This window comes from Brachybacterium ginsengisoli (assembly GCF_002407065.1).
GTDB classification, from domain to species: Bacteria; Actinomycetota; Actinomycetes; order Actinomycetales; family Dermabacteraceae; genus Brachybacterium; species Brachybacterium ginsengisoli.
Window position 1 is genome coordinate 2147700 of the sequence record NZ_CP023564.1, and the last position, 26732, is coordinate 2174431.

General features: G+C 71.3%; 25 protein-coding genes. 12 read left to right on the forward strand and 13 right to left on the reverse strand.

Annotated elements, in window-relative coordinates; all coding sequences use genetic code 11:
• Nucleotides 1-365 precede the first annotated feature (365 nt).
• Nucleotides 366-1481, forward strand: a complete 1116-nt coding sequence (ald, locus tag CFK41_RS09570) for an alanine dehydrogenase (protein ID WP_096799452.1) — start codon at nucleotides 366-368, stop codon at nucleotides 1479-1481.
• Nucleotides 1482-1842: 361 nt separating this feature from the next.
• Here the strand turns inward: ald and CFK41_RS09575 are convergent, their stop codons facing one another.
• The 6 genes from CFK41_RS09575 to CFK41_RS09600 form a co-directional block, all read right to left on the reverse strand.
• Nucleotides 1843-2175 (reverse strand): metal-sulfur cluster assembly factor, encoded by a 333-nt coding sequence (locus tag CFK41_RS09575; protein ID WP_096799453.1) that lies wholly within the window; start codon nucleotides 2173-2175, stop codon nucleotides 1843-1845.
• A 100-nt stretch (nucleotides 2176-2275) separates the two neighbouring features.
• The gene (sufC, locus tag CFK41_RS09580) at nucleotides 2276-3031 is read right to left on the reverse strand and encodes a Fe-S cluster assembly ATPase SufC (protein WP_096799454.1); all 756 of its coding nucleotides are present in this window, start codon (nucleotides 3029-3031) and stop codon (nucleotides 2276-2278) included.
• Between the two features lie 76 nt (nucleotides 3032-3107).
• A complete protein-coding gene (locus CFK41_RS09585) occupies nucleotides 3108-3446 on the reverse strand; it encodes a non-heme iron oxygenase ferredoxin subunit (protein ID WP_096799455.1) in 339 nt (112 codons plus the stop codon).
• Nucleotides 3446-4768 carry a Fe-S cluster assembly protein SufD gene (sufD, locus tag CFK41_RS09590; RefSeq protein ID WP_096799456.1) on the reverse strand — a complete coding sequence of 441 codons (1323 nt, stop codon included), beginning with the start codon at nucleotides 4766-4768 and terminating at the stop codon, nucleotides 3446-3448. The genes CFK41_RS09585 and sufD overlap by 1 nt, the downstream gene beginning before the upstream one ends.
• On the reverse strand, nucleotides 4768-6195 hold the full coding sequence (gene sufB / locus CFK41_RS09595) for a Fe-S cluster assembly protein SufB (protein ID WP_096799457.1): 1428 nt from the start codon (nucleotides 6193-6195) through the stop codon (nucleotides 4768-4770). Before sufB ends, sufD begins: the two co-directional genes overlap by 1 nt.
• Nucleotides 6192-6929 (reverse strand): helix-turn-helix transcriptional regulator, encoded by a 738-nt coding sequence (locus CFK41_RS09600; RefSeq protein ID WP_096799458.1) that lies wholly within the window; start codon nucleotides 6927-6929, stop codon nucleotides 6192-6194. The genes sufB and CFK41_RS09600 overlap by 4 nt, the downstream gene beginning before the upstream one ends.
• Before the next feature lie 220 nt (nucleotides 6930-7149).
• Between CFK41_RS09600 and CFK41_RS09605 the strand changes: the two genes are divergently transcribed.
• The 5 genes from CFK41_RS09605 (at nucleotide 7150) to map (ending at nucleotide 12104) form a co-directional block, all read left to right on the forward strand.
• On the forward strand, nucleotides 7150-8199 hold the full coding sequence (locus CFK41_RS09605) for a glutathione S-transferase family protein (protein ID WP_096799459.1): 1050 nt from the start codon (nucleotides 7150-7152) through the stop codon (nucleotides 8197-8199).
• A 184-nt stretch (nucleotides 8200-8383) separates the two neighbouring features.
• Nucleotides 8384-9328 (forward strand): ABC transporter ATP-binding protein, encoded by a 945-nt coding sequence (locus CFK41_RS09610; protein WP_227873026.1) that lies wholly within the window; start codon nucleotides 8384-8386, stop codon nucleotides 9326-9328.
• Complete coding sequence (locus CFK41_RS09615) at nucleotides 9325-10122, forward strand: ABC transporter permease (protein WP_096799460.1); 798 nt, start codon at nucleotides 9325-9327, stop codon at nucleotides 10120-10122. Before CFK41_RS09610 ends, CFK41_RS09615 begins: the two co-directional genes overlap by 4 nt.
• A 102-nt stretch (nucleotides 10123-10224) precedes the next feature.
• Nucleotides 10225-11286, forward strand: a complete 1062-nt coding sequence (locus tag CFK41_RS09620; protein ID WP_151904724.1) for a COX15/CtaA family protein — start codon at nucleotides 10225-10227, stop codon at nucleotides 11284-11286.
• A complete protein-coding gene (map, locus tag CFK41_RS09625; protein ID WP_096799461.1) occupies nucleotides 11283-12104 on the forward strand; it encodes a type I methionyl aminopeptidase in 822 nt (273 codons plus the stop codon). The genes CFK41_RS09620 and map overlap by 4 nt, the downstream gene beginning before the upstream one ends.
• A gap of 22 nt (nucleotides 12105-12126) precedes the next feature.
• On the opposite strand, the gene CFK41_RS09630 is transcribed toward map, so the two are convergent.
• Together CFK41_RS09630 and CFK41_RS09635 are read right to left on the reverse strand one after the other, a co-directional pair.
• Nucleotides 12127-14007: a 1-deoxy-D-xylulose-5-phosphate synthase gene (locus CFK41_RS09630; protein ID WP_227873027.1), complete on the reverse strand. Its 1881-nt coding sequence runs from the start codon at nucleotides 14005-14007 to the stop codon at nucleotides 12127-12129.
• A gap of 245 nt (nucleotides 14008-14252) precedes the next feature.
• Nucleotides 14253-14621 (reverse strand): YybH family protein, encoded by a 369-nt coding sequence (locus CFK41_RS09635; protein ID WP_227873293.1) that lies wholly within the window; start codon nucleotides 14619-14621, stop codon nucleotides 14253-14255.
• Here CFK41_RS09635 and CFK41_RS18235 point away from each other — a divergent pair.
• The 6 genes from CFK41_RS18235 (at nucleotide 14565) to CFK41_RS09660 (ending at nucleotide 19865) form a co-directional block, all read left to right on the forward strand.
• Entirely contained in the window at nucleotides 14565-14687 is a 123-nt protein-coding gene (locus CFK41_RS18235; protein WP_265415466.1) for a hypothetical protein, read from the forward strand. The two genes, CFK41_RS09635 and CFK41_RS18235, sit on opposite strands and share 57 nt — an antisense overlap.
• 256 nt (nucleotides 14688-14943) lie before the next feature.
• Nucleotides 14944-15897, forward strand: coding sequence for a hypothetical protein (locus CFK41_RS09640; protein WP_096799463.1), 954 nt, complete (start codon nucleotides 14944-14946; stop codon nucleotides 15895-15897).
• 31 nt (nucleotides 15898-15928) lie between these two features.
• A complete protein-coding gene (locus CFK41_RS09645) occupies nucleotides 15929-17101 on the forward strand; it encodes a sensor histidine kinase (RefSeq protein WP_096799464.1) in 1173 nt (390 codons plus the stop codon).
• Nucleotides 17098-17769, forward strand: a complete 672-nt coding sequence (locus CFK41_RS09650; RefSeq protein WP_096799465.1) for a response regulator — start codon at nucleotides 17098-17100, stop codon at nucleotides 17767-17769. The genes CFK41_RS09645 and CFK41_RS09650 overlap by 4 nt, the downstream gene beginning before the upstream one ends.
• Before the next feature lie 61 nt (nucleotides 17770-17830).
• A complete protein-coding gene (locus tag CFK41_RS09655) occupies nucleotides 17831-18811 on the forward strand; it encodes a helix-turn-helix domain-containing protein (protein WP_227873294.1) in 981 nt (326 codons plus the stop codon).
• Between the two features lie 79 nt (nucleotides 18812-18890).
• On the forward strand, nucleotides 18891-19865 hold the full coding sequence (locus CFK41_RS09660; RefSeq protein WP_096799467.1) for an MDR family NADP-dependent oxidoreductase: 975 nt from the start codon (nucleotides 18891-18893) through the stop codon (nucleotides 19863-19865).
• Between the two features lie 171 nt (nucleotides 19866-20036).
• Here CFK41_RS09660 and acnA read toward each other — a convergent pair whose 3' ends face one another.
• The 5 genes from acnA to dut all read right to left on the reverse strand — a co-directional run bounded on the left by acnA (nucleotide 20037) and on the right by dut (nucleotide 26702).
• On the reverse strand, nucleotides 20037-22814 hold the full coding sequence (gene acnA, locus CFK41_RS09665) for an aconitate hydratase AcnA (protein WP_096799468.1): 2778 nt from the start codon (nucleotides 22812-22814) through the stop codon (nucleotides 20037-20039).
• Nucleotides 22815-23089: 275 nt separating this feature from the next.
• Complete coding sequence (locus CFK41_RS09670; protein ID WP_096799469.1) at nucleotides 23090-24412, reverse strand: class I SAM-dependent RNA methyltransferase; 1323 nt, start codon at nucleotides 24410-24412, stop codon at nucleotides 23090-23092.
• Between the two features lie 174 nt (nucleotides 24413-24586).
• A complete protein-coding gene (locus CFK41_RS09675; protein WP_096799470.1) occupies nucleotides 24587-25342 on the reverse strand; it encodes a DUF3159 domain-containing protein in 756 nt (251 codons plus the stop codon).
• On the reverse strand, nucleotides 25339-26166 hold the full coding sequence (locus CFK41_RS09680; protein WP_227873028.1) for a DUF3710 domain-containing protein: 828 nt from the start codon (nucleotides 26164-26166) through the stop codon (nucleotides 25339-25341). Before CFK41_RS09680 ends, CFK41_RS09675 begins: the two co-directional genes overlap by 4 nt.
• Entirely contained in the window at nucleotides 26163-26702 is a 540-nt protein-coding gene (dut, locus tag CFK41_RS09685) for a dUTP diphosphatase (protein WP_096799472.1), read from the reverse strand. The genes CFK41_RS09680 and dut overlap by 4 nt, the downstream gene beginning before the upstream one ends.
• Nucleotides 26703-26732 lie beyond the last annotated feature (30 nt).

The window sequence follows — 26732 nt, forward strand, 5'->3', positions numbered from 1 at the left end:
ACGGGACCGGGTGCGCCGTGCCCGTCCCTTCGGAGCGGGCCTCGCGCAGGGCCTCGACGAGTCTAGGGCCGCGGGCTCTCGAGGGCCTGTGTTTATGGGCCGACGGTGCCGCGCACCACAGCCCGTCGGCGATGAGGGGACGAGGGCCGGGCGCACTCCCCGAACCGGAATCCCCGGGACCCCGTCGGCATCGGCCGGGACCGTGATCGGAGGCGTGGTCGCGACGTGCGGGGAGGGCGGGACCGGAATCGTCCCCGCCCCATCGTCGAGGGACTCCGCATCCGCCCTCCGAGGGAGCACCCGCGATGTCATGCTGGGCTGGACGGCCCGGATCGGGGCCGGCAGTCACAGCAGAGAGGCTCGACATGCGCATCGGGGTTCCCCGGGAGGTCAAGAACAACGAGAACCGGGTGGGGCTGGGCGCCGCGGGCGTCCACGAGCTCGTCGCCCGGGGTCATGAGGTGGTGGTCGAGACGGGCGCCGGCGTCGGCTCCCGCGTGAGCGACGACGACTACCGCGCCGTCGGCGCGACGATCCTGGACTCGCCCGACGAGCTCTGGGCGCAGGCGGAGATGATCGTCAAGGTGAAGGAGCCGCTGCCGGAGGAGTACGGGCGGCTGCGCAAGGGCCTGATCGTGTTCACCTATCTCCATCTCGCGGCGGACCGCGAGCTCACGCAGGCCCTGCTGGACTCGGGCGCCACGTCCATCGCCTACGAGACGGTGCAGCAGCCGGACCGCTCCCTCCCGCTGCTCGCGCCGATGAGCGCGATCGCCGGCCGTCTGGCCGCGCAGGTGGGTGCCTACCACCTGATGGCGCCGCTGGGCGGCTCCGGGGTGCTGATGGGCGGCGTCCCCGGGACCACCGAGGCGAACGTGCTCGTGGTCGGCGGCGGCGTGGTCGGCGAGCAGGCCGCGATGATGGCCCACGGCCTGCACGCGAACGTGACGGTGATGGATCTGAACGTCTCCCGCCTCGGGCAGATCGCCACCATGCACCACGGCGGCATCCTCACCCGCTACTCGACGGCTCTGGACCTCGCCGAGGAGATCCGTCGGGCGGACGTGGTGGTCGGCTCGGTGCTCATCCCGGGCAAGCGGGCGCCGAAGCTGGTGACCGACGAGATGGTCTCGACGATGAAGCCGGGTTCGGTGCTCGTGGACGTCGCGATCGACCAGGGCGGCTGCTTCGAGAACTCGCGACCCACCACGCACGACGACCCGACCTTCCGGGTCCACGACGCCGTCTACTACTGCGTGGCGAACATGCCCGGCTCGGTGCCGGTCACCGCGACGGCGGCCCTGAACAACGCGACGCTCCCCTACATCCTGAGGATCGCCGGGGCCGGGTGGCGCGACGCCCTGCGCGGCGACGGCGCCCTGGCGCTGGGCCTGCACACCCACGAGGGCCGGCTCACCCACGCCGGCACCGGCGAGGCGCACGGGATCGAGGTCACCCCGGTCGAGGCCGTCCTCGGCTGATCCGACCCCGGCGCGCAGGTCGCCCGCCTCCCGGGTCTCCCGGGGGCCGAGCTGCCCGCCGACTGGGTCTCCCGCCGCCCTGGTCCCCTCGCCCCAGGTCGCCCTGGGGCCTCCGGCCCGGTCGACCGACAGGAAATGTCCGCTGACGACCGATGCGACGTGCTTCATCGGTCGTCAGTGGACATTTCTCCGTCCGAGCACCGGGATCCGGGGCGCGGGCCGACCGGCTCGAGATCATCCCGGTCGGGCCCGTCGACCCGGGGCCCGCTGCCCGGCGGAGATACGAACAGGGGCGAATCCGGTGGGGATTCGCCCCTGTTCGTCACTCTGGTGGGCGCAGAGGGCCCTGCGGCTCAGCAGCTCAGAGGTTGAAGCCGATGGCGCGCAGCTGCTCGCGGCCGTCCTCGGTGATCTTCTCCATGCCCCACGGCGGCATCCACACCCAGTTGATCCGGTGGGACTCGGTGATGGGGTCCAGCACCGCGAACGTCTGCTCCTCGAGTACGTCCGTCAGCGGGCAGGCCGCGGAGGTCAGGGTCATGTCCACGACGGCGTTGCCGTCCTCGACGGTGACGCCGTAGATGAGGCCGAGGTCGACGACGTTGATCCCGAGCTCGGGATCGATCACGTCCTTCATCGCCTCGATGACGTCGTCGGTGCTCACCGTCGCGTCAGGGGTCTTCTGATCGGTCATCGCATCCTCCCGATGGGATGGGTCCGCGCGGGGGCGGGACCTCGATGGGGTGGGTGCCGGTCCGGACCGGGCAGGTGCTCGATCCGGACCGGCAGGTGGCTCAGGCGCCGACGAGGAAGCGGTCGTAGCCCTCGGCCTCGAGGCGCTCGGCGAGCTCCGGGCCGCCCTGCTCGGCGATCTTGCCGTTCACGAAGACGTGGACGAAGTCCGGCTTCACGTACTGCAGGATCCGGGTGTAGTGCGTGATGAGCATGATGCCCACCTCGGTGTTCTCCTTGGCGCGGTTGATGCCCTCGGAGACGATGCGCAGCGCGTCGACGTCGAGGCCGGAGTCGGTCTCGTCGAGGATCGCGACGCCGGGCTTGAGCAGCTGCATCTGGAGGATCTCGTGGCGCTTCTTCTCGCCGCCGGAGAAGCCCTCGTTGACGTTGCGCTCGGCGAAGACGGGGTCCATCTTCAGATCGTCCATCGCGCCCTTGACGTCCTTGACCCAGGTGCGCAGCGCGGGTGCCTCGCCGTCGACCGCGGTCTTGGCGGTGCGCAGAAAGTTCGAGACCGTGACGCCGGGAACCTCGACGGGGTACTGCATGGCGAGGAAGAGGCCGGCGCGGGCGCGCTCGTCGACGCTCATCTCGAGCACGTCCTCACCGTCGAGGGTGACCTCGCCGTCGGTGATCTGGTACTTGGGGTGGCCCGCGATGGCGTACGCGAGGGTGGACTTGCCGGAGCCGTTGGGGCCCATGATCGCGTGGGTCTCGCCGGACTTGATGGTGAGGTCCACGCCCTTGAGGATCGCCTTGGTGCCCTCGGGCGTCTCGACGGTGGCGTGGAGGTTCTTGATCTCCAGGATCGACATAGGGGGTTCTCCTTGACCAGGGATGCTGGTGGATTCGAAAAGGTGGTTCGGGCTCCCCGGAGGGTGCCCGGAAGGATCAGGTGGCGGGGGCCGCGGTCGGATCCACGAGGATCTCGCCGCTGCTCTCGTCGATGCGCACGGGGAACACCCGCACGGGCAGGACGGCCGGGAGCTGCAGGGGACGACCTGTGACCAGGTCGAACTGGCTGCCGTGCTTCCAGCACTCGATGGTGCATCCCTCGACGTCGCCGTCGCTCAGCGCGATCTCGTCGTGCGAGCAGAGGTCCTCGAGGGCGTGGACGCCGCCGTCCTCATCGCGCACCAGGGCGATCTCGAGGCCGCCGAGGGCGACGTCGATGGCCTCGCCGGGGGCGAGGTCCGCCAGGGCGGCGACGGGGACGAAGGCGTCCGACATCAGTTCATGCTCCGCGCGAGCTCGTCCTCGATGGAGGCCGAGAGGCGCTCCTGGATCTCGGGGATGTCGATCTGCTGGATGATCTCGGCGAAGAAGCCGCGCACCACCAGTCGACGGGCCTCGATCTCGGGGATGCCGCGGGCGCGCAGGTAGAACAGCTGCTCGTCGTCGAAACGACCCGTCGCAGCGGCGTGTCCCGCGCCCTCGATCTCGCCGGTCTCGATCTCCAGGTTCGGCACCGAGTCGGCGCGCGCGCCCTCGGTGAGCACCAGGTTGCGGTTGAGCTCGTAGGTGTTGGTGCCCTCGGCCTCCTTGCGGATCAGCACGTCGCCGACCCACACGGACCGTGCGCCCTTGCCCTGCAGGGCGCCCTTGTAGGCGACGTTGGAGGTGCAGTTCGGGGCGCTGTGGTCCACGAACAGACGGTTCTCGAAGAACTGATCCGCATCGGAGAAGTACAGTCCCAGCTTCTCGATCTCGCCGCCGGGGGCGGAGTACTCGCCGATGGAGTTCAGGCGCACGGCGCTGCCGCCGAGGGTGACCGCGACGTGCTTGAGGCGGGCGTCACGACCCACGCGGGAGTGGTGGGTGGCGATGTGCACCGCGTCGTCGTCCCAATCATGCAGGGTGATGACGGTCATCTGGGCGTTGTCGCCGACGATCATCTCGACGTTCTGCGCGTACTGCGCGGAGCCGGTGTGGTTCAGCACGAAGGTCGCGGAGGAGGACTCCTGCGCCTCGAGCACGAGGTGCCCGTTGGCGCGGCGGTCCGCGCCGTGACCGGTGATCTCGACCCGGAACGGCGTGTCGTACGCGGCGTTCTTGGCGGCGACCAGGTGCAGAGCCTGCTCGGTGCGCGCGGAGGCGACGGCGGTGGGCAGGTCCTCGGGCACCAGCACGGTGCCGCGCGGGGCCTGGCCGGGAGCGAGGGCGGCGGCCTCGGGGGCACCTGCGGGCACCTCGACCTGGTAGTCGACGGCGGGGTCGCCGTCGCGGTCGTCGGTCGCGGCGTCCTGGAACAGGGCGGAGAAGCGGCGCAGCGGGGTGAAGCGCCACTCCTCGATGTCGCTCTTGGGGACCGGGTGCTCGGAGACCTCGAAGGAGCGCTTGCGCGCCCCGCGGTTCGCGGCGGCGTGGGCGGCGGAGGCGGCCTGCCCGGGCAGGCGCAGGTTCTCCTCCTCCAGCTCGGGCGCGGCGGTGGTGTCAACATCCTCCAGAGCGGATCCGGCGGCGACCGGCGCGGCGCCCGCCGCGTGGCCGACGGCCTCGTTCGCGTTCGAGTCCCCGGTGCTCTCGGCACCCTTCACATCAGTGGTCGTCATCAGCCGACTGCTCCTTCCATCTGCAGCTCGATCAGGCGGTTCAGCTCCAGGGCGTACTCCATCGGGAGCTCGCGGGCGATGGGCTCGATGAACCCGCGCACGATCATCGCCATCGCCTCGGTCTCCTCCATGCCGCGGCTCATCAGGTAGAAGAGCTGCTCCTCGGAGACCTTGGAGACGGTGGCCTCGTGGCCCATCTGGACGTCGTCGACGCGCACGTCGACGTAGGGGTAGGTGTCGGTGCGCGAGATGGTGTCCACCAGCAGCGCATCGCACAGCACGGTCGAGGCGGAGTGCTCGGCGCCGGGCATCACCTGGACGAGGCCGCGGTAGGAGCTGCGGCCGCCGCCGCGGGAGACCGACTTCGAGACGATGGAGCTCGAGGTGTGGGGCGCCATGTGCACCATCTTCGAGCCGGTGTCCTGGTTCTGGCCCTCGCCGGCGAAGGCGACGGAGAGGGTCTCACCGCGGGCGTGCTCGCCCATCAGCCACACGGCCGGGTACTTCATGGTGACCTTGGAGCCGATGTTGCCGTCGACCCACTCCATGACGCCGCCCTGCTCGACGGTGGTGCGCTTGGTGACCAGGTTGTACACGTTGTTCGACCAGTTCTGGATCGTCGTGTAGCGGACGCGGGCGTCCTTCTTCACGACGATCTCGACGACCGCGCTGTGCAGCGAGTCGGACTGGTAGATCGGGGCGGTGCAGCCCTCGACGTAGTGCACGTAGGAGCCCTCGTCGGCGATGATCAGCGTCCGCTCGAACTGCCCCATGTTCTCGGTGTTGATCCGGAAGTAGGCCTGCAGCGGGATCTCGACGTGCACGCCCTTGGGGACGTAGACGAAGGAGCCGCCGGACCACACGGCCGTGTTCAGCGCGGAGAACTTGTTGTCACCCGAGGGGATGACGGTGCCGAAGTACTCCTTGAACAGCTCCGGGTGCTCCTTGAGAGCGGTGTCGGTGTCCAGGAAGATGACGCCCTGCTCCTCCAGGTCCTCGCGGATCTGGTGGTAGACGACCTCGGACTCGTACTGCGCGGCGACGCCGGCGACCAGTCGCTGCTTCTCCGCCTCGGGAATGCCGAGCCGGTCGTAGGTCTCCTTGATGTCGTCCGGCAGGTCCTCCCAGGAGGTGGCCTGCTTCTCGGTGGAGCGGACGAAGTACTTGATGTCGTCGAAGGCGATCCCAGACAGGTCCGGTCCCCAGGTGGGCATCGGCTTCTTGTCGAAGAGCTTCAGCGCCTTGAGGCGACGCTCGAGCATCCACTCGGGCTCGTCCTTGCGGGCGGAGATGTCGCGGACGACGTCCTCGGACAGACCGCGGCGCGCGCTGGCACCGGCGGAGTCCTCGTCGTGCCAGCCATAGGCGTACTGGCCGATCGATCCGATGATCTCATCCTGTGTGAGCTTCTCTGGTGCGCTCGTCATGATGTCCTTCCCTCGGTGAGCGGAATGTGAGTCGTGCAGACGTGGGCGCCCTGCGCCAGGGTGGCGAGGCGCTGGACGGGGGCTCCGATGATGCGGGAGATGGCGCGGGTCTCTGCCTCGCACAGCTCCGGGTGATCCGCGGCGACGTCGAGGACGGGGCAGTGCCCGTGGCACAGCTGTGCCGTCACGAGCGTACGCGGGGTCCCGCCCTGCTGGGTGGTCGAGGCCGGCAGCGGGACGTGCAGGGGGCGCACCGTGGTGGCGTACCCCCGCTCCGTGAGCAGCTCCGAGAGCAGCTCGAGCCGCCGTACGGAAGAGACCTCCTCCCCCGCCGCCTCGCGGTCCGCGACGCGTTCGGCGACCGCGCTCTCCCAGTCGGCGATGCGGCGCTCCGCCAGGGCGGTCACCGCGTCCTCGCCGCCGAGCCGGGCGATCTCCTGGACGGCCATGACGGCCAGCTCGTCGTAGCCACCGGGCAGGTCCTCGTGCGCGGACTGCGAGAGCACGAAGGCCTTGCTGGGACGCCCTCGGCCGCGCGGGCCGACGGGCAGCTCATGCTCGGCGATGACGCCGTCGGCCTCGAGGGCCGCGAGATGTCGCCGCACCGCGGCGCTGGTGAGGTCGAAACGCTCCGCCAGCTGGCGGGCGGTGATCGGGCCGTAGGTGGAGATGTCCTGCACCAGTCGATCGCGCGTGGTCTGCGTGATCCCTGGTGCGTGCTCCGCTGTGGTCACCGTGGCCTCCTCCCGGTCGTCGACCCCACCGATTTTACAACAGATGGCTTGCCAAATACCTCCTGGATGCTGTGCGGCACAGCACCAAGGGTCCCCTAACCTGCCCTTTCGCCCAGGGCGGACTCGATCTGGTGCGGACCGCACGGCCGAACTGCTTCCTTTTTGCTACCAGTTTCAACTACTATGGTCGCACTCGCCACCGACCTGAAGGGACCACCTGATGACCACCCAGGAGAACTCCACCCGCGGCTCCTACGTCGCCAAGGGCGAATCCTTCGACCGCGACATGAACTACATCGACGACCGGATCACCCGGGACGGTCGCGACGGCTGGCCGGTGGAGGCGGATCGGTACCGGCTCATCGCCGCGCGCGCCTGCCCCTGGGCGAACCGCACCCTGATCTCCCGCCGCCTGCTCGGCCTGGAGGACGTCATCAGCGTCGGCATGCCGGGCCCCACGCACGACAGGCGCTCGTGGACCTTCGACCTCGACGAGGGCGGCGTCGACCCCGTGCTCGGCTACGAGCGGCTGCAGGAGGCATACTTCGCGCGCTTCGCCGACTACCCGCGCGGGATCACCGTGCCGGCCGTGGTCGATGTGCCCAGCCGCGCCGTGGTCACCAACGACTTCCAGCAGATCACGCTGGACTTCGCCACCCAGTGGACCGAGCACCACCGCGAGGGCGCCCCGGACCTCTACCCGGAGGCCCGGCGCGAGGAGATCGACGCGCTGAACCGGTGGATGCTGCATCGCGTCAACAACGGCGTGTACAAGACCGGCTTCGCCGGCTCGCAGGAGTCCTACGAGAAGGAGTACCGCGCGCTGTGGGCGGCCCTGGACGAGCTCGAGGAGCGGCTGGGCCGCAGCCGATATCTCCTGGGGGCCTCGATCACCGAGGCCGACGTCCGCCTCTTCCCGACCCTGATCCGCTTCGACCCCGTGTACCACGGGCACTTCAAGGCGAACCGGCAGCTGCTGGCGAGCATGCCGAACCTGTGGAACTACACCAAGGACCTCTTCACCACCCCGGGCTTCGGCGACACCGTCGACTTCGAGCAGATCAAGCGGCACTACTACTACGTGCACGAGGACATCAACCCCACCCAGGTGGTCCCGCTCGGCCCGGATCTCGCACCTCTCCTGGCCCCGCACGACCGCGACCGCTTCGAGACCGACACCTGGGGCCCCGGCGGCACCGCTCCGCTCCCGCCGCTGGCCGCCGAGGTCGTCGACCCCGCGCACACCCCGCTGGTGGTCACCGGTCGCTGAGGCCCGCGCCGGCGGCCGATGCCGGCGGACACGGCTGACGAAGACGGCCGACGGCACGGCGCCCGCGGCGGCCAAGCTCCGCCGCCTGTCGGTCTCTTCACAGGTGATGAGCCGCATCGCCGGTGATCGGTCGCTCACGTCCCGCGCCCGGTCCCCATCGGGTCGGCCTACGATGGTGCGCGCCATGGACGACCACTCCCCCGCCCTCGTCGCCGACGACCTCACCCTCAGCTACGGAGCGGTGCGCGCCCTCGACGGGCTGAGCCTCACCGCCGAGCGCGGCGCCGTCACCGCCCTGCTGGGTCCCAACGGAGCCGGCAAGACCACTGCCATCTCGTGCGCCACCGGCCTGCTGCGCCCCGACGGCGGCACCGTGCGCGTGCTCGGCGCCGATCCCTGGCGCTCGCCCCCCGAGCATCGGGCGCGGGTGGGCGTGATGATCCAGGACGGCGGGCTCACCTCCGGCGCCACCGCCCTGCAGCTGCTCCGCTACGGCGCGAGCCTGCATGCCGCGCCGCTCGACGTGGACGAGGTCGCCGAGCACCTCGGCATCGACACCTTCGGCCGCACCCTCGTGCGGCGCCTCTCCGGTGGTCAGCGACAGCGCCTGGCCCTCGCGCTGGCGATCATCGGCCGACCCGACCTGGTGTTCCTCGACGAGCCGACTGCCGGGATGGATCCCTCGATCCGCCGACGGGTCCGGGAGCTGATCCGCGGACTCGCCCGCACGGGGACCGCCGTGGTGCTCACCACCCACCTGATGGACGACGTGGTGGGTCTCGCCGACGCGGTCCGCGTGATCTCGCGGGGTCGCGTCCTGGCCTCGGGCACCGTGCAGGAGGTGATCCGCGAGCACCGCTCGGCCGACGGAGCGGTGGTCGTGCAGGCCACCGCCACCGGTGTGGATCCTCAGATCGTCCCCGCTCTCGAGGCCGATCTCCGCGCGACCGCGGCGCGGCACGGCGCACAGCTCGAGATCTCCTCGGGCGGCGCCGCCGACCTCGAGAGCGTGCTGCTGGACCTGATGGACGAGGACCAGGCCCGCGCCCAGGACAGGGACGAATCCCGGCGCGAGGACCAGGACCGCACCTCCCCGGCCCCCACCCCGACCGAGGAGGGAGCTCGATGACCACCTCACCGTCGACCGCCGAGGACGGGGCCCGCACGGACCGCGCGCCGCTCCCCGCCCCGCCGCTGCGGCGGATCCTGTCCCATGCGGCCCTCGAGGCCCGGATCCTGCTCTCCAACGGGGAGCAGCTCACGGTCGCGATCGTCCTGCCGGCGCTGGTGCTGATCGGGCTGTGGCTGCTGCCGCTGGGGCGTCTGGACGGGGTCGCGTCGATCGACACCGCGGTCGCCGCCACCTTCGCCACCGCCCTGATCTCCACCTCGTTCACCTCGCAGGCGATCATCACCGGCTTCGATCGTCGCAACGGCGTGCTCCGCTGGGTCGCGACGACTCCGCTGGGCCGGGAGGGCTACCTCGCCGGCAAGATCCTCGCCACCCTGGCCACCCACGTGCTCCAGGTGCTCGTGCTCGGCGTGATCGCCCTCATCATCGGCTGGCGTCCTGATCTCCTGGGCCTCCTCGGCGCCCTCCCGGTGTGGCTGGCGGGAACCGTCGCCTTCGGCTCCCTGGGCCTGCTGATCGCCGGCACCCTGCGCACCGAGGCCGTGCTCGCCGTCTCGAACCTGCTGTTCGTCCTGCTGGTCGCCGTCGGCGGCGTCGCCTTCCCCGCCGCGAGCTATCCGCGGATCCTCCGGGGCCTCGTGGACCTGCTGCCCTCGGGCGCGCTCGGCGAGCTGCTGCGCGCCTGCCTCGCCTCCGGTGCCTTCAGCATCGGCTCCGCCCTGGTGCTGCTGCTCTGGGCCGTCGCCGGCGTGCTCGCCGTCATGCGCTGGTTCCGCTGGACCGACAGCTGAGCCGGGGCGCTCACCCCGTTGCTGGACCCGACGGTGCGGGATCGGTCGCATCCGTCCCCGCGGCCCAGCGTTCTCCCGGAACGATTCCCTAGAATCGGGACCATGTCCCGCCCCACCGATTCCGCCCCGCGCGTGCCCGAACGGCACGGACGCATCACCACTCTGCCCGACGGCAGGCTCCCCTCCTGGGGCCCGCAGCGGCGGGCGCGGCTGGCGGCCGTCGTGTTCTGGGGCAACCTGATCAGCCAGATCGGCATCATCCTCTCGGGCGCCGCGGTGCGCCTCACCGGCAGCGGTCTGGGCTGCTCGACCTGGCCCAACTGCGAGCCCGGGCAGTTCACCCCCGAGCTCACCCTCGCCTCCGGCATCCACCCCTTCGTGGAGTTCGGCAACCGCACCCTCACCGGCGTGCTGAGCATCTTCGCGATCGCCGTGCTCCTGGTGACCTGGCGCTGGCTGGGGCACAAGGGCGCCGGCTTCCGCCGACTGGCCTGGGTGCCGCTGATCGGCACCGCCGTGCAGGCGATCGTCGGCATGGTCGTGGTGTTCGCCGACCTGCACCCGGGGGTCGTCAGCCCGCACTTCCTGATCTCCCCGCTGCTGGGCGCCGTCTCGATGGTGCTGCTGGTGCGGCTGTACGACGGGGACGGCCGCGTGCGTCTCGCCGTGCCCGCCCGCGCCATGGCGGCCTACATCCCGCTCGCCGTCGTGGGCTTCGTGGTCCTGGTGCTGGGCACGATCGTCACCGGCACGGGCCCGCACTCCGGGGACGCGGGAGATGTCACCCGCATCGCGATGAACCCGGTGGTGGCTTCGCGCATCCACGCCGCGGCGGTCTACGTCTTCTGCGCCCTGCTCGCCGTCCTCCTGGTGGTGCTGCATCGCAACCGTGCCCGCCGCGAGGCGATCGTCGCCGCCTGGGCCCTGGTGGCCCTCACCCTCGTCCAGGGCATGATCGGCTACATCCAGTACTTCCTCGGACTGCCCGAGCTGATCGTGTTCCTGCACCTGATCGGGGCCGCGCTGTTCGCCGCCACCATCGCCCTGGTGGGATCGCGCCTGGTCACCTGGCAGGATGGCGGCACCGACCCGCTCGCCCGTCCCGATGCGGTCTCCACGACCGACAGCGGGGCCCTCGACCACGATCCCTCGGAGGCACGATGATCCTCGGCCGTCGCCGCCGCAGCTCCGCCCAGGAGCTGCCCACCCTCGAGCAGGCGCGCCCCGCGGGCGAGTTCGTCGCCTCGGTCCTCTCGCACCTGCGGGAGGTCGTGGACGTGGGCTGGAACCTCCTCGAGGTCGACGCCGAGGCGCACCGCCTGATCCGCGAGGCCGGGGCGACCAGCTGCTACCTCGACTACCACCCGGTGTTCGGCGCCTCGCCCTTCGGGTACGTCATCTGCACCTCGATCAACGAGGGCGTGCTGCACGGGCGTCCGTACGACCGCGTGATCGAGGACGGCGACCTGCTCTCCCTCGACTTCGCCGTCGAGGTCGAGGGCTGGGTGGCCGACTCCTGCCTCTCGATCACCGTGGGCACGCCCCGCGAGGAGGACCTCCGGCTGATCCGCCACACCGAGCAGGTGATGTGGGCCGGGATCGATCAGGTCCGTGCCGGCGCCACGGTGGGCGACATCGGCCACGCGGTGATGAACGAGGCGCACGCGCTGGGCTACTCGATCAACGACCGCTTCGGCGGGCACGGCGTGGGGCGCACCATGCACGAGGCGCCCTTCGTGCCCAACCACGGCGCCCCGGGCAGCGGCGCGGAGCTGGTGGCCGGTCAGCTGATCACGGTCGAGCCGTTCCTGGTGCCGACCACCTCGGAGCTCGTGGTCGACGAGCGCGACGGCTGGACCCAGCTCTCGGCCGACGGCGCCCGCGGGGCGCATGCCGAGCACACGCTCCAGGTCACCGACGGTGCGCCGATCATCCTCACCGCCCGGGCGGACGACCCCTCGCCGCGCAGCTCGCAGCGCTGAGCCGCCGGCACTCCGGACGCGGTCAGGCGATCAGGCCGCGGAGGGTCTCCGCGATGCCTGCGGCGTCGAGGCCCTGCTCGGCAAGGATCGCATCCCGCTTGGCATGGGGGACGAACTCCTGCGTGATGCCGAGGGTGCGCAGCGGCGGTGCCGGGGAGGCGACGGTCGCACGGGTCGCGACCCGCAGCGCGAGCGCGGCGCCGATCCCGCGATCGGCGATCCCGTCCTCCAGGGTGACGACGGATCGCGCGGCGGCGGCGAGGTCCACCAGCTCCTCCCCCAGCGGCAGAGCGCGCACAGGGTCCAGCACCAGCACGTTGACGTCGGGCCACTCCCTCTCGATCGTGCGAGCGGCCTCGATCGCCCGACCGGCGAGCGCGCCGATGCTCACCAGGAGCACGTCGACCGGAACTCCGGGGCGCCCGGCGAGGAGGTCGCCGGCCGGGATCTCGCTCGCGGCGGGGATCTCCGGTGGGCAGGCACCCTTGGGGAAGCGGACGATCGAGGGGCCCGGGGTCGCGAACGCGTCGGGCACCGCTGCCAGGAGGCGCTCTCCGTCTCGTGGTGCCCAGAGGGTCAGCCCCGGCACCTGAGCGGCCAGTCCGAGATCCCAGATGCCGTGGTGACTGGGGCCGTCGTCCCCGGTGACCCCTGCACGGTCCAGGGTGAGCACCACGTCCTCACGGTGCAGAGCGAGGTCCAGGAGCAGCTGGTCGTGGGCGCGCCCCAGGAAGGTCGCGTACAGCGGCACCACCGGGCGCCGGCCACCGGCGGAGAGCCCGGCGGCGGTGTCGAGGGCGAGCTGCTCGGCGATGCCGACGTCGATCACCCTCTCGGGCATCTCCTGCTGCATGGGGGTGAGGCCCACCGGATCCACCATCGCGGCGCTGATCGCGACCACCCTCTGGTCCTCCCGTGCGGCGTCGAGAACGGCCGCACCCAGTCGGGAGGTCCAGGTGTCCGTGGCGGCGGGGGCACCGTCCTCCCCCTCGAGGGCGAAGGGTCCGGTGGCGTGCCACTGGTCCACGGCGTCGGACTCCGCGCGGGCGAACCCAGCGCCCTTTCGCGTGACCAGGTGGACCACGACCCCGGAGCGCTGCTGGTCCTCGGCCGCGCGCCGCGCCTGCGCCATCGCGACCGCGAGCGCCTCGTGATCGTGTCCGTCGACGGGGCCGATGTAGGTGAGTCCGAGGGCGCTGAACACGTCGTCGCCCGGTGCCACGTCGCCGGAGCGGAGCGCGGCGAGGTGCCGGGCGAGGCCGCCGACCGTGGGTGCGTAGGAACGGGTGTTGTCGTTGACCACCACCACTGTGCGTGAGCCGACGTCTGCCGCGAGCTCGTTCAGCGCCTCGAGGCCCACGCCGCCGGTGAGGGCGCCGTCCCCTATCACTGCGACCGCAGCGCCCTTCTGCCCGGCGAGGCGGTGGGCCCGGTCGAGGCCGTGCGCCCACGCGATCGACCCGGAGGCGTGGGAGTTCTCGACGAGGTCGTGCGCGGACTCGCGGCGATCGGGGTAGCCGGAGGTGCCGCCGGCGCTGCGCAGACCGGGGAGGTCCGCGCGGCCGGTGAGCATCTTGTGCACGTAGGCCTGGTGCCCGGTGTCGAAGACGATTGGCTCGGCCGGGGAACGGAACTCGCGGTGCAGCGCGATGGTCAGCTCGACGACGCCGAGGTTCGGCCCCAGGTGACCACCGGTGCGCGAGCAGATCTCGAGCAGTCGGCGTCGGAGGGTGCGGGCGAGCCCGGGCAGCGCCTGGGCAGGAAGCCTCCGCAGGGCACCCGGACCGGAGGGGATGGGGGCCTCCGCCGGCGGCTTCTCGGAGTCGGCGGCCGGCGCCGGGGTGCTGGACGCACCGGGGGCCGGACGGGACGGCGCGCCGGTGCGCTGCTCGGTGGTGGACACGCGCGGTCCTCCCTGGAGACGGGGATCGGGTCGTGCCCAGAGTACGTCTGCCTGACCAGGATCGACGGCGGGCATGGTCACATCTGTGCATATCTTCACCGGGGTTTCACGGCACCTCGCCCCGGTGTGCACGAGGGTGCGGACACCGCGCGCAGGAGTGCGTGACGCGCCCCCGTCCCACCTCGTGTGGTGTCGCCGATGCGCCCTGCGTCCCGGACGGCCCTGACCCGTCATGATCCTCCGGATCAGGACCGTGCATCAGCGACGAGAGTGTTCTGACGGCGCAGGATCCACCAGCGTCCTTCACGACGGACGAAGACGTAGTGCGCGTTCATCTCGGGAGGTGCGCCTCTGTCGGCGTCCTCGACCGTCGACCACGCGCTCTTGTGCGCCACGGCGACATCGGGAGCGACCAGGGCGATGTCGCTCAGGCGGTAGTGCGCCGTCGCGGTGCTCAAGGGCCCCCGTGAGAGGCCTGCTCGCGTCGCGGCCTCGACCGCTGCTCGCCCACGGAGCACCGCTCCGAGCGCGTTCACGATCACCGCATCCGGCGCGACATGACGCACGAGGAGGCCCGCATCGTTCTCGGTGAAGCCTCGTTCGACATCCCCCACCACGCGGCGGAGGGCATCGGAGATCTCGGCAACCGGGGCAGGCTGATGGTCGTGCACGGAATCTGAAGAGGAAGTGCTCGTCGTCGTCATACGAGAGAGTCCACTTCTTCAAGGGCACTTGATGTCAAGCATGGGCGTGAGCGAGATGCCCACCGTGGATCGGGCCGAGACCTGGCCGGAGCGCCGTCGCGGCACCCTCCGGCGGAAAGCCGCCGTCTGCGACTCGCGCCTCGCAGCCCCGCGCGCCGGTTCGAGACCCAGGTCGCGACCTTCGCGACCCGAAGAGGATCCGCCGGACCTCGCCGGCGAGCAGGCTCCTTCCATGAACACGACGACCACGACCTCGACCCCTCCTGCACCCGGCGGGATCCCTCTCGGTCCTCCGTCGCGCATCGCGTCGACGGCTGCCGCCCTCGGTGCGATCCTCGCCGGGGGCGCCGCAGCGCTCGCTCTGGCGATGGGACCCGGCGCGGACTATTCGGCGATCTTCCTGCCCGTGTGGACCGGCCTGGTCGGTGCGGGCCTGCTCGTCGTCGCACTCCTCATCGGCTCGGGAGCGCCGGGACGGTGGGCGCAGGTGGCGGCGTGGGTCGCGGCCGGCGTGCTGCTCGCCGCGTCCGGCGGCGTCCTGCTCGACGGGTTCCGCATCTTCTTCGCCACGACCGGGATCCCGGCCGGCGACTTCGCCGAGGTGGACGTCCCCGGCGCCATCGCGCGGGCATGCGCGCTCGCCGCGTCCTTCAGCGCCGTCCAGTTCGCGCGACGGATCAGGGTCCGTGCACGGTCAGCGCGAGCCTCCGCGTCCGGTCGGGGCCGACGGGTCGTCGGCCTGCTCGGGGTGCTGCTCTGCCTCCCGTACCCGTTGCTCAAGCTGGTGTGGTGGATGCAGGGCGCGGACGGCTCCTACGCGGTGGGATTCCCCGGCATGGAGCTCCTCGCCTTCGCCACCGCCGCCGTCGTGCTCATCGGACTGACCTCGAGGCGGGCACCGGCCGCGGCCCGCGTTCCCCTCCTCATCGCGGGATGGCTCGGGGCTTTCGCCCTGCTAAGCATGGGCGGCCTGATGGTGTTCGGCATCCTGGCGCAGGTGACCGGCCTCGCCGCGTCACCGATCGCGTTCGGGGACTCCGGCCGCATCATCCTCGTGACCGCGGTCTACAGCACGTGGCTGCTGCTCGGCCTGGCACTCGCTGCGGCTACTGTGCTGTGCGGGGAGGCCCGCCCGGCACGAGGGCCGGGAGGACGACGCGAAGAGGCGGGCAGTGGCGTTGGATGAGCAGCAGGCCAGGGCGACAGAGGGCGGCGTGATGCACCGCAGCGGATTCCTCCTGCTCGTCGCGGGGTCCGCGATCCTGCTCCTCCCCGCGACGATCCTCATCGCACTCACCTCGCTCCCGGTCACGGGTGGACTCACGATCTCGCTCGCCGCGGTGGCCGCCCACGCGTCCCTGCTGACGCTCCGTCGGTCCGCCACCACCGCTTTGCTGCTGCTCGCCGCCGCCCTCGCTGCGCAGGCCGCCGTGACCGGGCTGTTCGTCCTGCTCCCCTCGTCGCTCCTGCTGCTCGTCGGTCTGCATGCGGCGGCTGCGCGCGGCGACCGCCGGGCTGCGGTCGCCATCGGCGTGATCGGCCCGATCGCGGCCTCGGTCCGCTACGCCGTCGATCCATCCGTCGCACACAGCTCGTTCGGCCCCGCGCCGTGGCTGCTGGCGACCCTGCTGCTGGCCGTCTGCGCCGTCGCAATCGTGCTGGGACTGCTCCGGCGCTCCGAGCTGCGGGCAGCGCGCGCAGAGGCGGCCCGGCGCGAGCTGGAGCACCTCGGGCGGATCCATCGCGACGAGGCCGCCGCCGCCGCCGAGCGCGCGCGCATCTCGCGGGATCTCCACGATGTGCTGGCCCACTCGCTCACCGTGATCGTCCACCAGACGCGAGTGGCTCGCTTCGCCCAGAATGACCCCACCGCAACCCTGGACGTCATCGAGGAGACGGCGCACGATTCCTTGGACGACCTCCGCAGGACCCTGCGCACCGTTCGGGACGGCGCTCCGGGCACCGACCTGCGGCCGGCCCTCGCGCTCGCGGATCTCGACGCCCTGTCCCGGCGCATGCAGGAGCTCGGGCTCCGCATCCGGCGACGCACCACCGGCGTGCCGCGCCCCCTCGATCCCGCGACGGAGACGGCGATTCATCGAGTCGTGCAGGAAGGCCTCACCAATGCGCTGCGCCATGGCGACGGCCCGCTCGACTGGGAACAGCACTGGGCCGAGGATCGTCTCACGGTGGTCCTGCACAATGCCGTCCCGAGCGCTCCGCGCAGGAGCGCCGGGGCCGGACTGGGCCTGCGCGGGATGACGGAGCGCCTCGACGCCGTCGGCGGCTCGCTCACGGTGAATCGCTCGCACGGATACACCGTGACCGCGTCGGTTCCGCTCGCCCCAGTCCTCGAGGAGCGCCCCGCGTCGCCGGGAGGAGTGTCATGATCCGTGTGCTCGTCGCCGACGATCAGGACCTCGTCCGCGCCGGGATCGTCGCGACCGTCGATGCCCAGGAGGGCATGACGGTCGTGGGCGAGGCCGCCGACGGTGCCGAGGCCGTCCGCGCCGCCGACCTCCACCATCCGGAGGTGATCCTCATGGACATCAGGATGCCCGGCTCGGACGGCCTCGATGCCACGCGGCGGATCCTCGCGGCCCATCCGGATGCGCGCGTGCTCGTGCTGACCACGTTCGACGCGGACGAGCTGGTGCACGCCGCCCTCGCCGCGGGAGCCTGCGGATTCCTCGTCAAGGATGCGCCGATCGCCGAGCTCACCGCGTCGATCCGGGCCGCCGCGCGGGGGGACGCCGTGCTCTCCCCCGCCATCACGGCCCACGTCGTCGAACGGCTGCTCGCCCATCCTCCGGCCGGGACCACCCACATCCTCCCCCCGGCCGCCGACAGGCTCACGCGACGGGAGCTCGAGATCGTCCGGCTCATCGCCGACGGCCTCAGCAACCTGGAGATCGCCGGTATCGTGCATCTGTCCGAAGCCACCGTCAAGACGCATGTCGGGCGCGTGCTCACGAAGCTCGCCCTGCGCGACCGCGTCCAGGTCGCCGTGTGGGCGCACCGCCACGGCATCGCACGACCGCCCGCCCAGGACGGATGACGAGGCGCGGCCCTGCTCCGCGTCCCCCGTCCTCCCCACGTCTACCATCAATGCTGTGGTGATGATCGAGCTGGATGCAGCGCAGGTGTCCCGCGTGAGGTTCGCGGTGGCGCCGCTGTGGGAGGTCGGCCTTGCCGCGCTGGTGCTGCGCCGTTCCGACCCGGGCGCGCTCTTCCGGCGCTGGGCCGAGCGGTCACGACGTCAGGTCGACGCGGCGACGCTGAGTCGGCTGCTGTCCCTGACCGCAGGTCGCGACTTCGTGCCCGACATCTTCAGCGTCCTGCCGGGCGGCGACCAGCCGGGCATCGCCGATGCGCGAGCTCATCTGCAGGGGCTGTCGGATGAGCTGCTGGCACGTGATCTCCTCCGCCTCGACCGAGCGCATCACGGCACGGACGACTGGATCCGAGCCCTGAGGGATGATCACGACCGTGCGCGGGAGGAGATCGCCGACGTCATCACCGACTTCTGGAGCGGGGCGATCGCCCCGCACTGGTCGGCCTTCCGGAGACTGGCACGGACTGATGTCGCACGCCACGCGATCGCTGCCGCCGAAGGAGGGCAGGGCGCAATGCTCGACGACCTGCATCCGGGCGTGACCTGGACCGGAGCGTCGCTCGACATCGCGGGGGCCTGCGACACGAGCTTCGGGCCCACTCCGGCGGAGGACGGCGTCGTCCTGACCCCATCGGCTTTCGCATGGCCCCACGTGCATGTCATGTCGAACGCACCGTTCCAACCCGCCATCGCCTACGGAGTGCGGGGCTTCGCGACTCTGTGGGGCGATCCGACCGAGGGGGCTCTCTCCCCCGCCGTGGAGCGGCTGCTCGGCGCGGGCCGAGCCAGAGTGGCCGCCGCGATCTCGACGCCGGCGACGACGACGGAGCTCGCTCATGCGCTCGGCGTCGCGCCGGCGACGGTGAGCGAGCATCTGAGCACGCTGACGGACGCCCGGCTGGGCGTCGCGCAGCGCGAAGGACGCTCGGTCGTCTACTCGTTGACCGATCTCGGACGCGAGGTGCTCTTCCCGGAGGCGTCCTGATCGCTGGATTCGGCGGTGGCCGAATCCGAGCTCGGTGCGGCCCGCCCGCCGAGACTGGGGCTCCACCCGAGGAGGCCCCATGTCCACGCGTTCCCATCAGCTCCGTCTCGCCCGCAGGCCCCATGGGCCGTCCGTGCCGCAGGACTTCGAGATCGTCGAGGTCCCGCTGGCCGCTCCCGGCGAGGGCGAGGTGGTCGTGGAGAACCTCTGGGTCTCCGTCGACCCCTACCATCGCCAGGTGTTCGACACCGTCGCCCTCGGCGCGCCGCTGGAGGGGCGAGCCCTGGGCCGTGTGCTCGACTCGCGGGATCCCGGGATCCACGTCGGCGACGTGGTCCTCCACCGCGACGGGCTGCGGACGCACGCGGTCACCGCCAAGGCACGGGTCATCCGCCCGGAGGCGGGGGTTCCGCTCGAGGCTCACCTCGGGATCCTGGGAGGCACCGGGCTGAGCGCCTGGGTCGGTCTCACGACGATCGGTGGCCTCGAAGCGGGCGAGTCGGTGCTGATCACCGCCGCTGGCGGCGGGGTGGGAACCGCCGCAGGGCACATCGCCAGAGCGCTGGGCGCCTCGACGATCATCGGAGTCACCGGCAGCCGCGCCAAGGCGGAACGGCTCCTCAGCGGCCCCTTCGACGAGGTGATCGTCTACCGCGACACCGTGCTGGCGGACGAGCTCGCCGGCCGCGACGTCCAGCTCGCCCTGGACGGTGTCGGCGGAGACCAGCTGGAGGCCGTCATCGGCGCGATGGCCGTGGGAGGGCGCATCTCCTGGGTCGGCGGCATCTCCGGCTACACCGTCTCCACTCCTCCGATCGCACCCCGGAACCTGTTCGACCTGGTGCACCGGGAGATCTCGCTGCACGGCTTCCTGGTCCGCCATCACCTGGACGAACGGGAGCGATACGAGGCGTTCATGACGCCGCTCGTCGCCGACAGGACCGTCCCCGTGGAGCAGACAGTCGTCGACGGCCTCGAAGCGGCGCCCTCAGCGCTGAGCGGGCTGCTCAGCGGTGCCAACTACGGCAAGCACCTCGTGCGCCTCGCCGAGTAGCGCAGAGCAGGCGACTCGATCCCCGGCGGCGAGGCCGCCATCCGCCGCCGAAGGATCATCCTCATCGGGAACGAAGGCCGGCGCGCGCCATCAGGCCGAAGCCTGACGGGGCGCGCCGAAGAGGTGGGAGCGTGTCAGCAGCTCGCTCGCCTCATGCCCGAGCAGATCTGCTCAGGCGGCGACCAGCGACCGCAGCACGTACTGCAGGATGCCGCCGTTGCGGAAGTACTCCGCCTCGCCGGGGGTGTCGATGCGGACGACCGCGTCGAAGGACACCTCGGTGCCGTCCTCCTTGGTCGCCACGACCGCGACGGTCTTCGGCGTGGTGCCCTCGTTGAGCGCCGTCACGCCGGTCACGGAGAAGGTCTCCGTGCCGTCCAGGCCCAGGGACTCGGCGTTCTGGCCCTCGGGGTACTGCAGCGGCAGCACGCCCATGCCGATCAGGTTCGAGCGGTGGATGCGCTCGAAGCTCTCGGCGATGACGACCTGGACGCCGAGGAGCTTGGTGCCCTTGGCGGCCCAGTCACGGGAGGACCCGGTGCCGTACTCCTTGCCGGCGAGGACCACCAGCGGGATGTCCTGCTCGGCGTAGGCCTGCGCGGCGTCGTAGATGAACTCCTGCTCACCGGTCAGGAAGTTCTTCGTGTACCCGCCCTCGACGCCGTCGAGCAGCTGGTTCTTGATCCGGATGTTCGCGAAGGTGCCGCGGATCATGATCTCGTGGTTGCCGCGGCGCGAGCCGTAGGAGTTGAAGTCCTTGCGCGAGACCCCGTTCTCCTGCAGGTAGCGACCGGCCGGGGAGTCCAGCTTGATCGCACCGGCGGGCGAGATGTGGTCGGTCGTGGTCGAGTCGCCGACCTTGACCAGCACGCGGGCGCCGGCGATGTCGCCGACCGGCTCCGGGGTCAGGCCCATGCCCTCGAAGTACGGGGGCTTGCGCACGTAGGTGGACTCGTCCTCCCACTCGAAGGTCGCGCCCTCGGGGGTCTCCAGGCTCCGCCAGCGCTCATCGCCGGTGAAGACGTCCTTGTAGTCCTCGGTGAACATCTCCTGGGAGATGGACTCCGCGATGACCTTCTCGACCTCGGTGGGGTTCGGCCAGATGTCGCGCAGGTAGACGTCGTTGCCGTCCTCGTCCTGCCCGAGGGCGTCGTTCTCGAAGTCGAAGTCCATGGTGCCCGCGAGCGCGTAGGCGATGACCAGCGGCGGGGAGGCCAGGTAGTTCATCTTGACGTCGGGGTTGATGCGGCCCTCGAAGTTGCGGTTGCCCGAGAGCACCGCGGTGACGGCGAGGTCCTTCTCCGCGATCGCGTCGGAGATCTCCGAGTCCAGCGGGCCGGAGTTGCCGATGCAGGTGGTGCAGCCGTAGCCGACCAGGTGGAAGCCGAGCGACTCCAGAGCCGGCCAGAGGCCCGCCTTGGTGTAGTAGTTCGTGACGACCTGCGAGCCGGGGGCCATGGAGGTCTTCACCCACGGCTTGGCGACGAGGCCCTTGTCCACCGCGTTCTGCGCGAGCAGACCGGCGGCCATCATCACCGACGGGTTCGAGGTGTTGGTGCAGGAGGTGATCGAGGCGATCGAGACGATGCCGTGGTCGATCGAGAAGTCCTTGCCTGCGACCTGGATCGGGTTCGAGGCGCGGCCCACGACATGCTGATGCACGGGCTCGGCGCCGCCGGACTCGTTGTCGGAGTCGGGGGTGGAGGGGTCCGACGCCGGGAACGAGCCGTCCCCGTTGCCGGGGACCTGCTCGCCGGTGGCGTAGGAGGGCAGCACCTCGCGGAAGGACTCCTTGGCCTCGGAGAGCACGATGCGGTCCTGGGGACGCTTCGGGCCGGCGATCGAGGGCACCACGGTGGAGAGGTCCAGCTCGAGGTACTCCGAGTACGCGGCCTCCTTGGACGGGTCGTGCCACAGGCCCTGGCGCTTGGCGTAGGACTCCACGAGGGCGAGCTGCTCCTCGGAGCGGCCGGTGAGGCGCATGTAGTCCACGGTCACCTCGTCGATCGGGAAGATCGCGCAGGTGGAGCCGAACTCGGGGCTCATGTTGCCGATGGTGGCGCGGTTCGCGAGCGGCACCTGGGTGACGCCCTCGCCGTAGAACTCGACGAACTTGCCGACCACGCCATGCGCACGGAGCATCTCGGTGATGGTGAGCACGACGTCGGTCGCGGTGGCCGCCGGCGGGATCTCGCCGGTGAGCTTGAAGCCGACCACGCGCGGGATGAGCATGGAGACCGGCTGGCCGAGCATCGCGGCCTCGGCCTCGATGCCGCCCACGCCCCAGCCCAGCACGCCCAGGCCGTTGACCATGGTGGTGTGCGAGTCGGTGCCGACGCAGGAGTCCGGGTATGCACGCAGCGCGCCATCGACCTCGCGGGTCATGACGGTGCGGGCCAGGTACTCGATGTTGACCTGGTGGACGATGCCGGTGCCCGGGGGGACGACCTTGAAGTCGTCGAAGGCGGTCTGGCCCCAGCGCAGGAACTGGTAGCGCTCGCGGTTGCGCTCGTACTCGAGCTCCATGTTCTTCTCGAGCGCGTCGAGGCGGCCGGCCACGTCGATCATCACCGAGTGGTCGATGACCATCTCGGCGGGGGCCAACGGGTTGATCTTCTCAGGATCGCCGCCGAGCTCCTGCATGGCCTCGCGCATGGTGGCGAGGTCGACCACGCAGGGCACGCCGGTGAAGTCCTGCATGATCACGCGGCCCGGGGTGAACTGGATCTCGACCGACGGATCGGCCGCGGGATCCCACTGCGCCAGGGCGCGCACGTGGTCGGCGGTGATGTTCGCACCGTCCTCGGTGCGCAGCAGGTTCTCCAGCAGGACCTTGAGGCTGTAGGGAAGCTTGTCGGCGCCCTCCACGGCGTCGAGCGCGTAGATCTCGTAGTCGGTCCCGCCGACGGAGAGATCCTGTTTCGCGGCGAATGAGTCGACAGTGCTCATCAGGCGAACTCCTTTGGTGTTGAGGTGACCCCTCCATCGTAGGCGCGTCCACCGCAGTCAGCAGGCGAACGCCCACCGCGCGACGGAAGTGGTCCGCACCGGTGGTCGGGAGGGTCGGTCGGGAGATCCCGACAGGTATCTTGAAGTCAAGATAAATAGTACCACGCGAGGCGCACGGATCCTGACAGGCTGTCAGGTGCCGGGCGGCGCGTCGCCGACGCGGTTGCCGACCAGAGGTCGGCCACCGACCGTCGGCAACCTCCGATCGGTGGCGATCAGCCCTCCGCGCGCTCCAGCACCGCGACGGACTCGATGTGGTGGGTATGGGGGAAGAGGTCGAAGGCCCGCAGGTCCACGACCTTCCATCCCTTCTTCTCGATCACGGCGAGGTCGCGGGCGAGGGTCGAGGGCTCGCAGGAGACGTACACGATCCGCTGGCGCACGGCCTTCGCCAGGAGCCCCATCAGCTCGGCGCCGGCGCCGCTGCGCGGCGGATCGAGCACGACGACGTCCACGCCGCCGCGCCGGGCCCGGACCCAGTCGGTCACATCCGCCGTCGCGGTGGAGACCTGCCCGAGGTCCTCCAGGTTCTCGGCGGCGAGGTGCGAGGCACGACGGTTGCCCTCGACGGAGACCACGGAGCCGTCACGGCCCACCTGCACCGCGGCCACGGCGGAGAACAGCCCCACCCCGCCGTAGAGATCCCAGGCGCTGCCGCCTCGGGGCGCGCGCAGGGTCGTCTCCACGACCTCGGTCAGCAGCTCGGCGGCGCGGCGGTGCGACTGCCAGAAGCCGGTCGCCCCGACCACGAACATCCGCTCCCCGACCCGCTCGTGCACGGTCCCTTCGCCCCGCAGGGCGACCAGCTCGCGCGCCGTGCGCACGGCGACATCCGCATCGCCCCAGGACTCGGGGATCTCCACGGAGTCAGGATCCAGATCGCGACCGATCAGCACCACCGAGGCGGGGCCGGCCGACGGGGCGACGGCGTCGATCGCCTCGGTGCCCTCCGGAGCGGTCCACTCCCCCAGGCGGAGGTCGCGGATGCTCTGGGCGGACAGCGGGTCCTCGCCCACCGGGCGCACCGCATGGGAGCGCCAGCCTCGCATGCCCACGTTCCCCTCCGCATCGACGGCGTAGCGGACCCGGGTGCGCCAGTGCAGACCTTCGGCGTCGTGGGGCGCGGGCTCGACCTGCACCTGCTCGATGGGGAAGCTGCTCACCCCGGCGCGGCGGAGGAGCTCCTGCATCACCTCGCTGGCGATCCGGCGCTGCGCGGGCAGGGCGATGTGCGCCCACTCCGCGCCGCCGACGCCGTCGACCCCGGCCTGCTCCCAGACCGACGGCACACGGTCCACGCCGGCCTCGAGCACGTCGAGCGCCTCGGCGCGCCAGAAGCGCGCCTCGGCCTTCTCCTGCGGGTCCTCGAGCAGCCGGGCGGTGACGGTCTCGCCGGGGGCGGCGCCGCGGACGAACACGACCCTCCCCTCATGACGGGCCACGAAGGTGCCGCCGGCGGCCGGCGGGCCGACGGTCAGGGTGAGGAGGCGATCGCCGAGGGCGGTCTCGCTCGGCACGCGTTCGGCATCCGTGCTCATCGGACACTCTCTTCCCGCCCGGGTCGGGGGTGACCCGGACCGTGGCTTCTCGTAGGGACGGCGGCGACAGGCGGCAGAGATCTGCTCACGAGGGCCGTCCCTCTCATTGTCTCATTCCGTGGACCATCCGCGGGCACGCGCTGCGCGCTCCGCGGGCGGAGGTCGTGGTCGTGCTCAGCCCCGCTCCCTCCGCGCGAGCAGACCGCGGTGCATCATCCAGACCAGATAGACGATGACCGCGAAGGCCGGGAGGCCCATGGCGATCTTCGCGGCGCCCAGCGCGGCGACCTGCCCTGTCAGGAGCAGCGGGAGCTGGACGGCGAGCTTGGCGGCGTAGAGGCCGACGAACAGCAGCGTGGCCCGCGTGTACACACGCCGGGCGTCGCGGTCCGAGGCCCAGTCCTTCACCCGCGGATCCAGCAGGCCCACCATCAGTCCCACCAGCGGGCGGCGCACCAGCAGCGAGACCAGCAGCACCACCAGGGAGACGGCATTGGTGACGATGCCGGGCCAGTAGAAGTCCGACCCCTCCCCCGAGCGGATCGCGAGCACCGCGCCGAGAGCCGCGCCGAAGAGTCCGCCGAGCACCGTGCTGACGCTCTGGCGCTGCACGATGCGCGCGATGAGGAGCACCACCACAACGGCCGTCGCGGCCACTGCGGCGACCATCACGGAGCGGGTGGTGACGAAGAGCACGACGAAGAGCAGAGTGGGTAGCACCGATTCGAGGATGCCGCGCGGCCCGCCGATCGCGTCGGCGACCGAGAACTCCTCCTCCTGGAGGACGGCACCGAGACCGCCGCGCCGGTTCCGGTCGTCGGTCGGGGCGTGCTGCGAGGCTCCGGGCGCGGCGGCGTCCGGGACGTCGGTGGCGTCCGGGACGTCGGCGGCGTCCTGCCCAGGGGTCGGATCCTCCGGGGCGGGGCTCATCCGATCTCGGTGATCTCGGGCCCGCGGGCCAGCGGGTCGAGCGGACCGGACCGGATCTGATCGAGCCCGGGTCGCTCACCGGGGAGGTGCAGCGGGATCAGCTCCTGCGGGGCCATCGCCCCGGTGCCGCGCACCACGACCAGTCGCGAGATGAGCGTCTCGAAGCTCTTCGACTGCTCGGGGTCGCTCAGCGCCTTGCCGGTCAGGATCGCCCGCAGGAACCAGCGCCGCCCGTCGATCCCGATGAACCGCGCCGGCCGATATCCGGTGCGGCCGTCGGCGCGCTTCACGGGCAGACGGGTGATCAGCTCGGTGCCGAACACGCCGGGACGCGTCTCCGCGGTGCCGCCCTGGGAGACGACGGAGTCGCGCAGGGAGCGCCGCACGTCCTCCCACAGCCCCCGGGTCTTCGGCGCCGCGAACGCCTGGACCTGGAGCGAGGAGCCGCCCAGCACGAGGTTCGCACCGGTGACCGCGCTGCTGCGCTGGTCGATCTCCATCCGCAGCTCCAGGCCGTCGATGGTGGGGACCTGGAGCCCGCCGAGATCGATGCGATCCTCCTCCGGCGCATCCGCCTCGTCGAAGGGGCCGTCCTCGAGGTGCTCCCCTCGGGGCGCCTCCTCCTCGACGTCCGGCTCGTCGTCCGACTCGGTCACGTCCTCGTCGGCACCGTCCTCATCGGTCGCGTCCTGCGTCTCCTCGACCTCCTGGTCGAGGAGCCCGTCGGAGTCCGCCGTGGCGTCGTCGTGCTCGTCGGTGGTCGAGGCTGCGTCCGCCTGCTCGGCGTCGCGCTGCTTCCTGCGGGAGAACAGTCCCATGGTCATCCCTCCGTGGTCTCGTGGGCACCGGTCGGGGCGTCGCCCGAGCCGAATCCGCCGCTGGAGCCGAAGCCTCCGGCTGCTCGCGCGGTCTCGTCCAGGGTGTCCACCTCGACGAGCTGCGGGGCGAGGAAAGGCACCACCACGAGCTGGGCGATGCGGTCCCCGACATGCAGGGCGAAGGGCTCCGACAGGTCGGTGTTGTGCAGGGCGACCTTGATCGGCCCCCGGTAGCCGGCATCCACGATACCGGGACCGTTGAGCACGGTGACCCCGTGGCGGGCGGCGAGGCCCGACCGCGGGCACACCATCCCCACCGTCCCCGGAGGGAGCGCGAGGGCGAGACCGGTGTCCACCAGCGCCCGGCCGCCGGCCGGGATCACGACGTCCTCGGCACTGGCGAGATCCAGGCCGGCGTCGTCGGGGTGGGCGCGATGCGGCGTGGGCACGGCGTCGCTGCGGAGGACCCGGAGCGTGGGAGCGTCGGGAGCGGAGGTCGCCGCCTCGCCCTCCGGCAGGGTGTCAGTGTGATCGACAGGCATGGCCCCAGAGTATGCCGCGCCGGGCGGTGC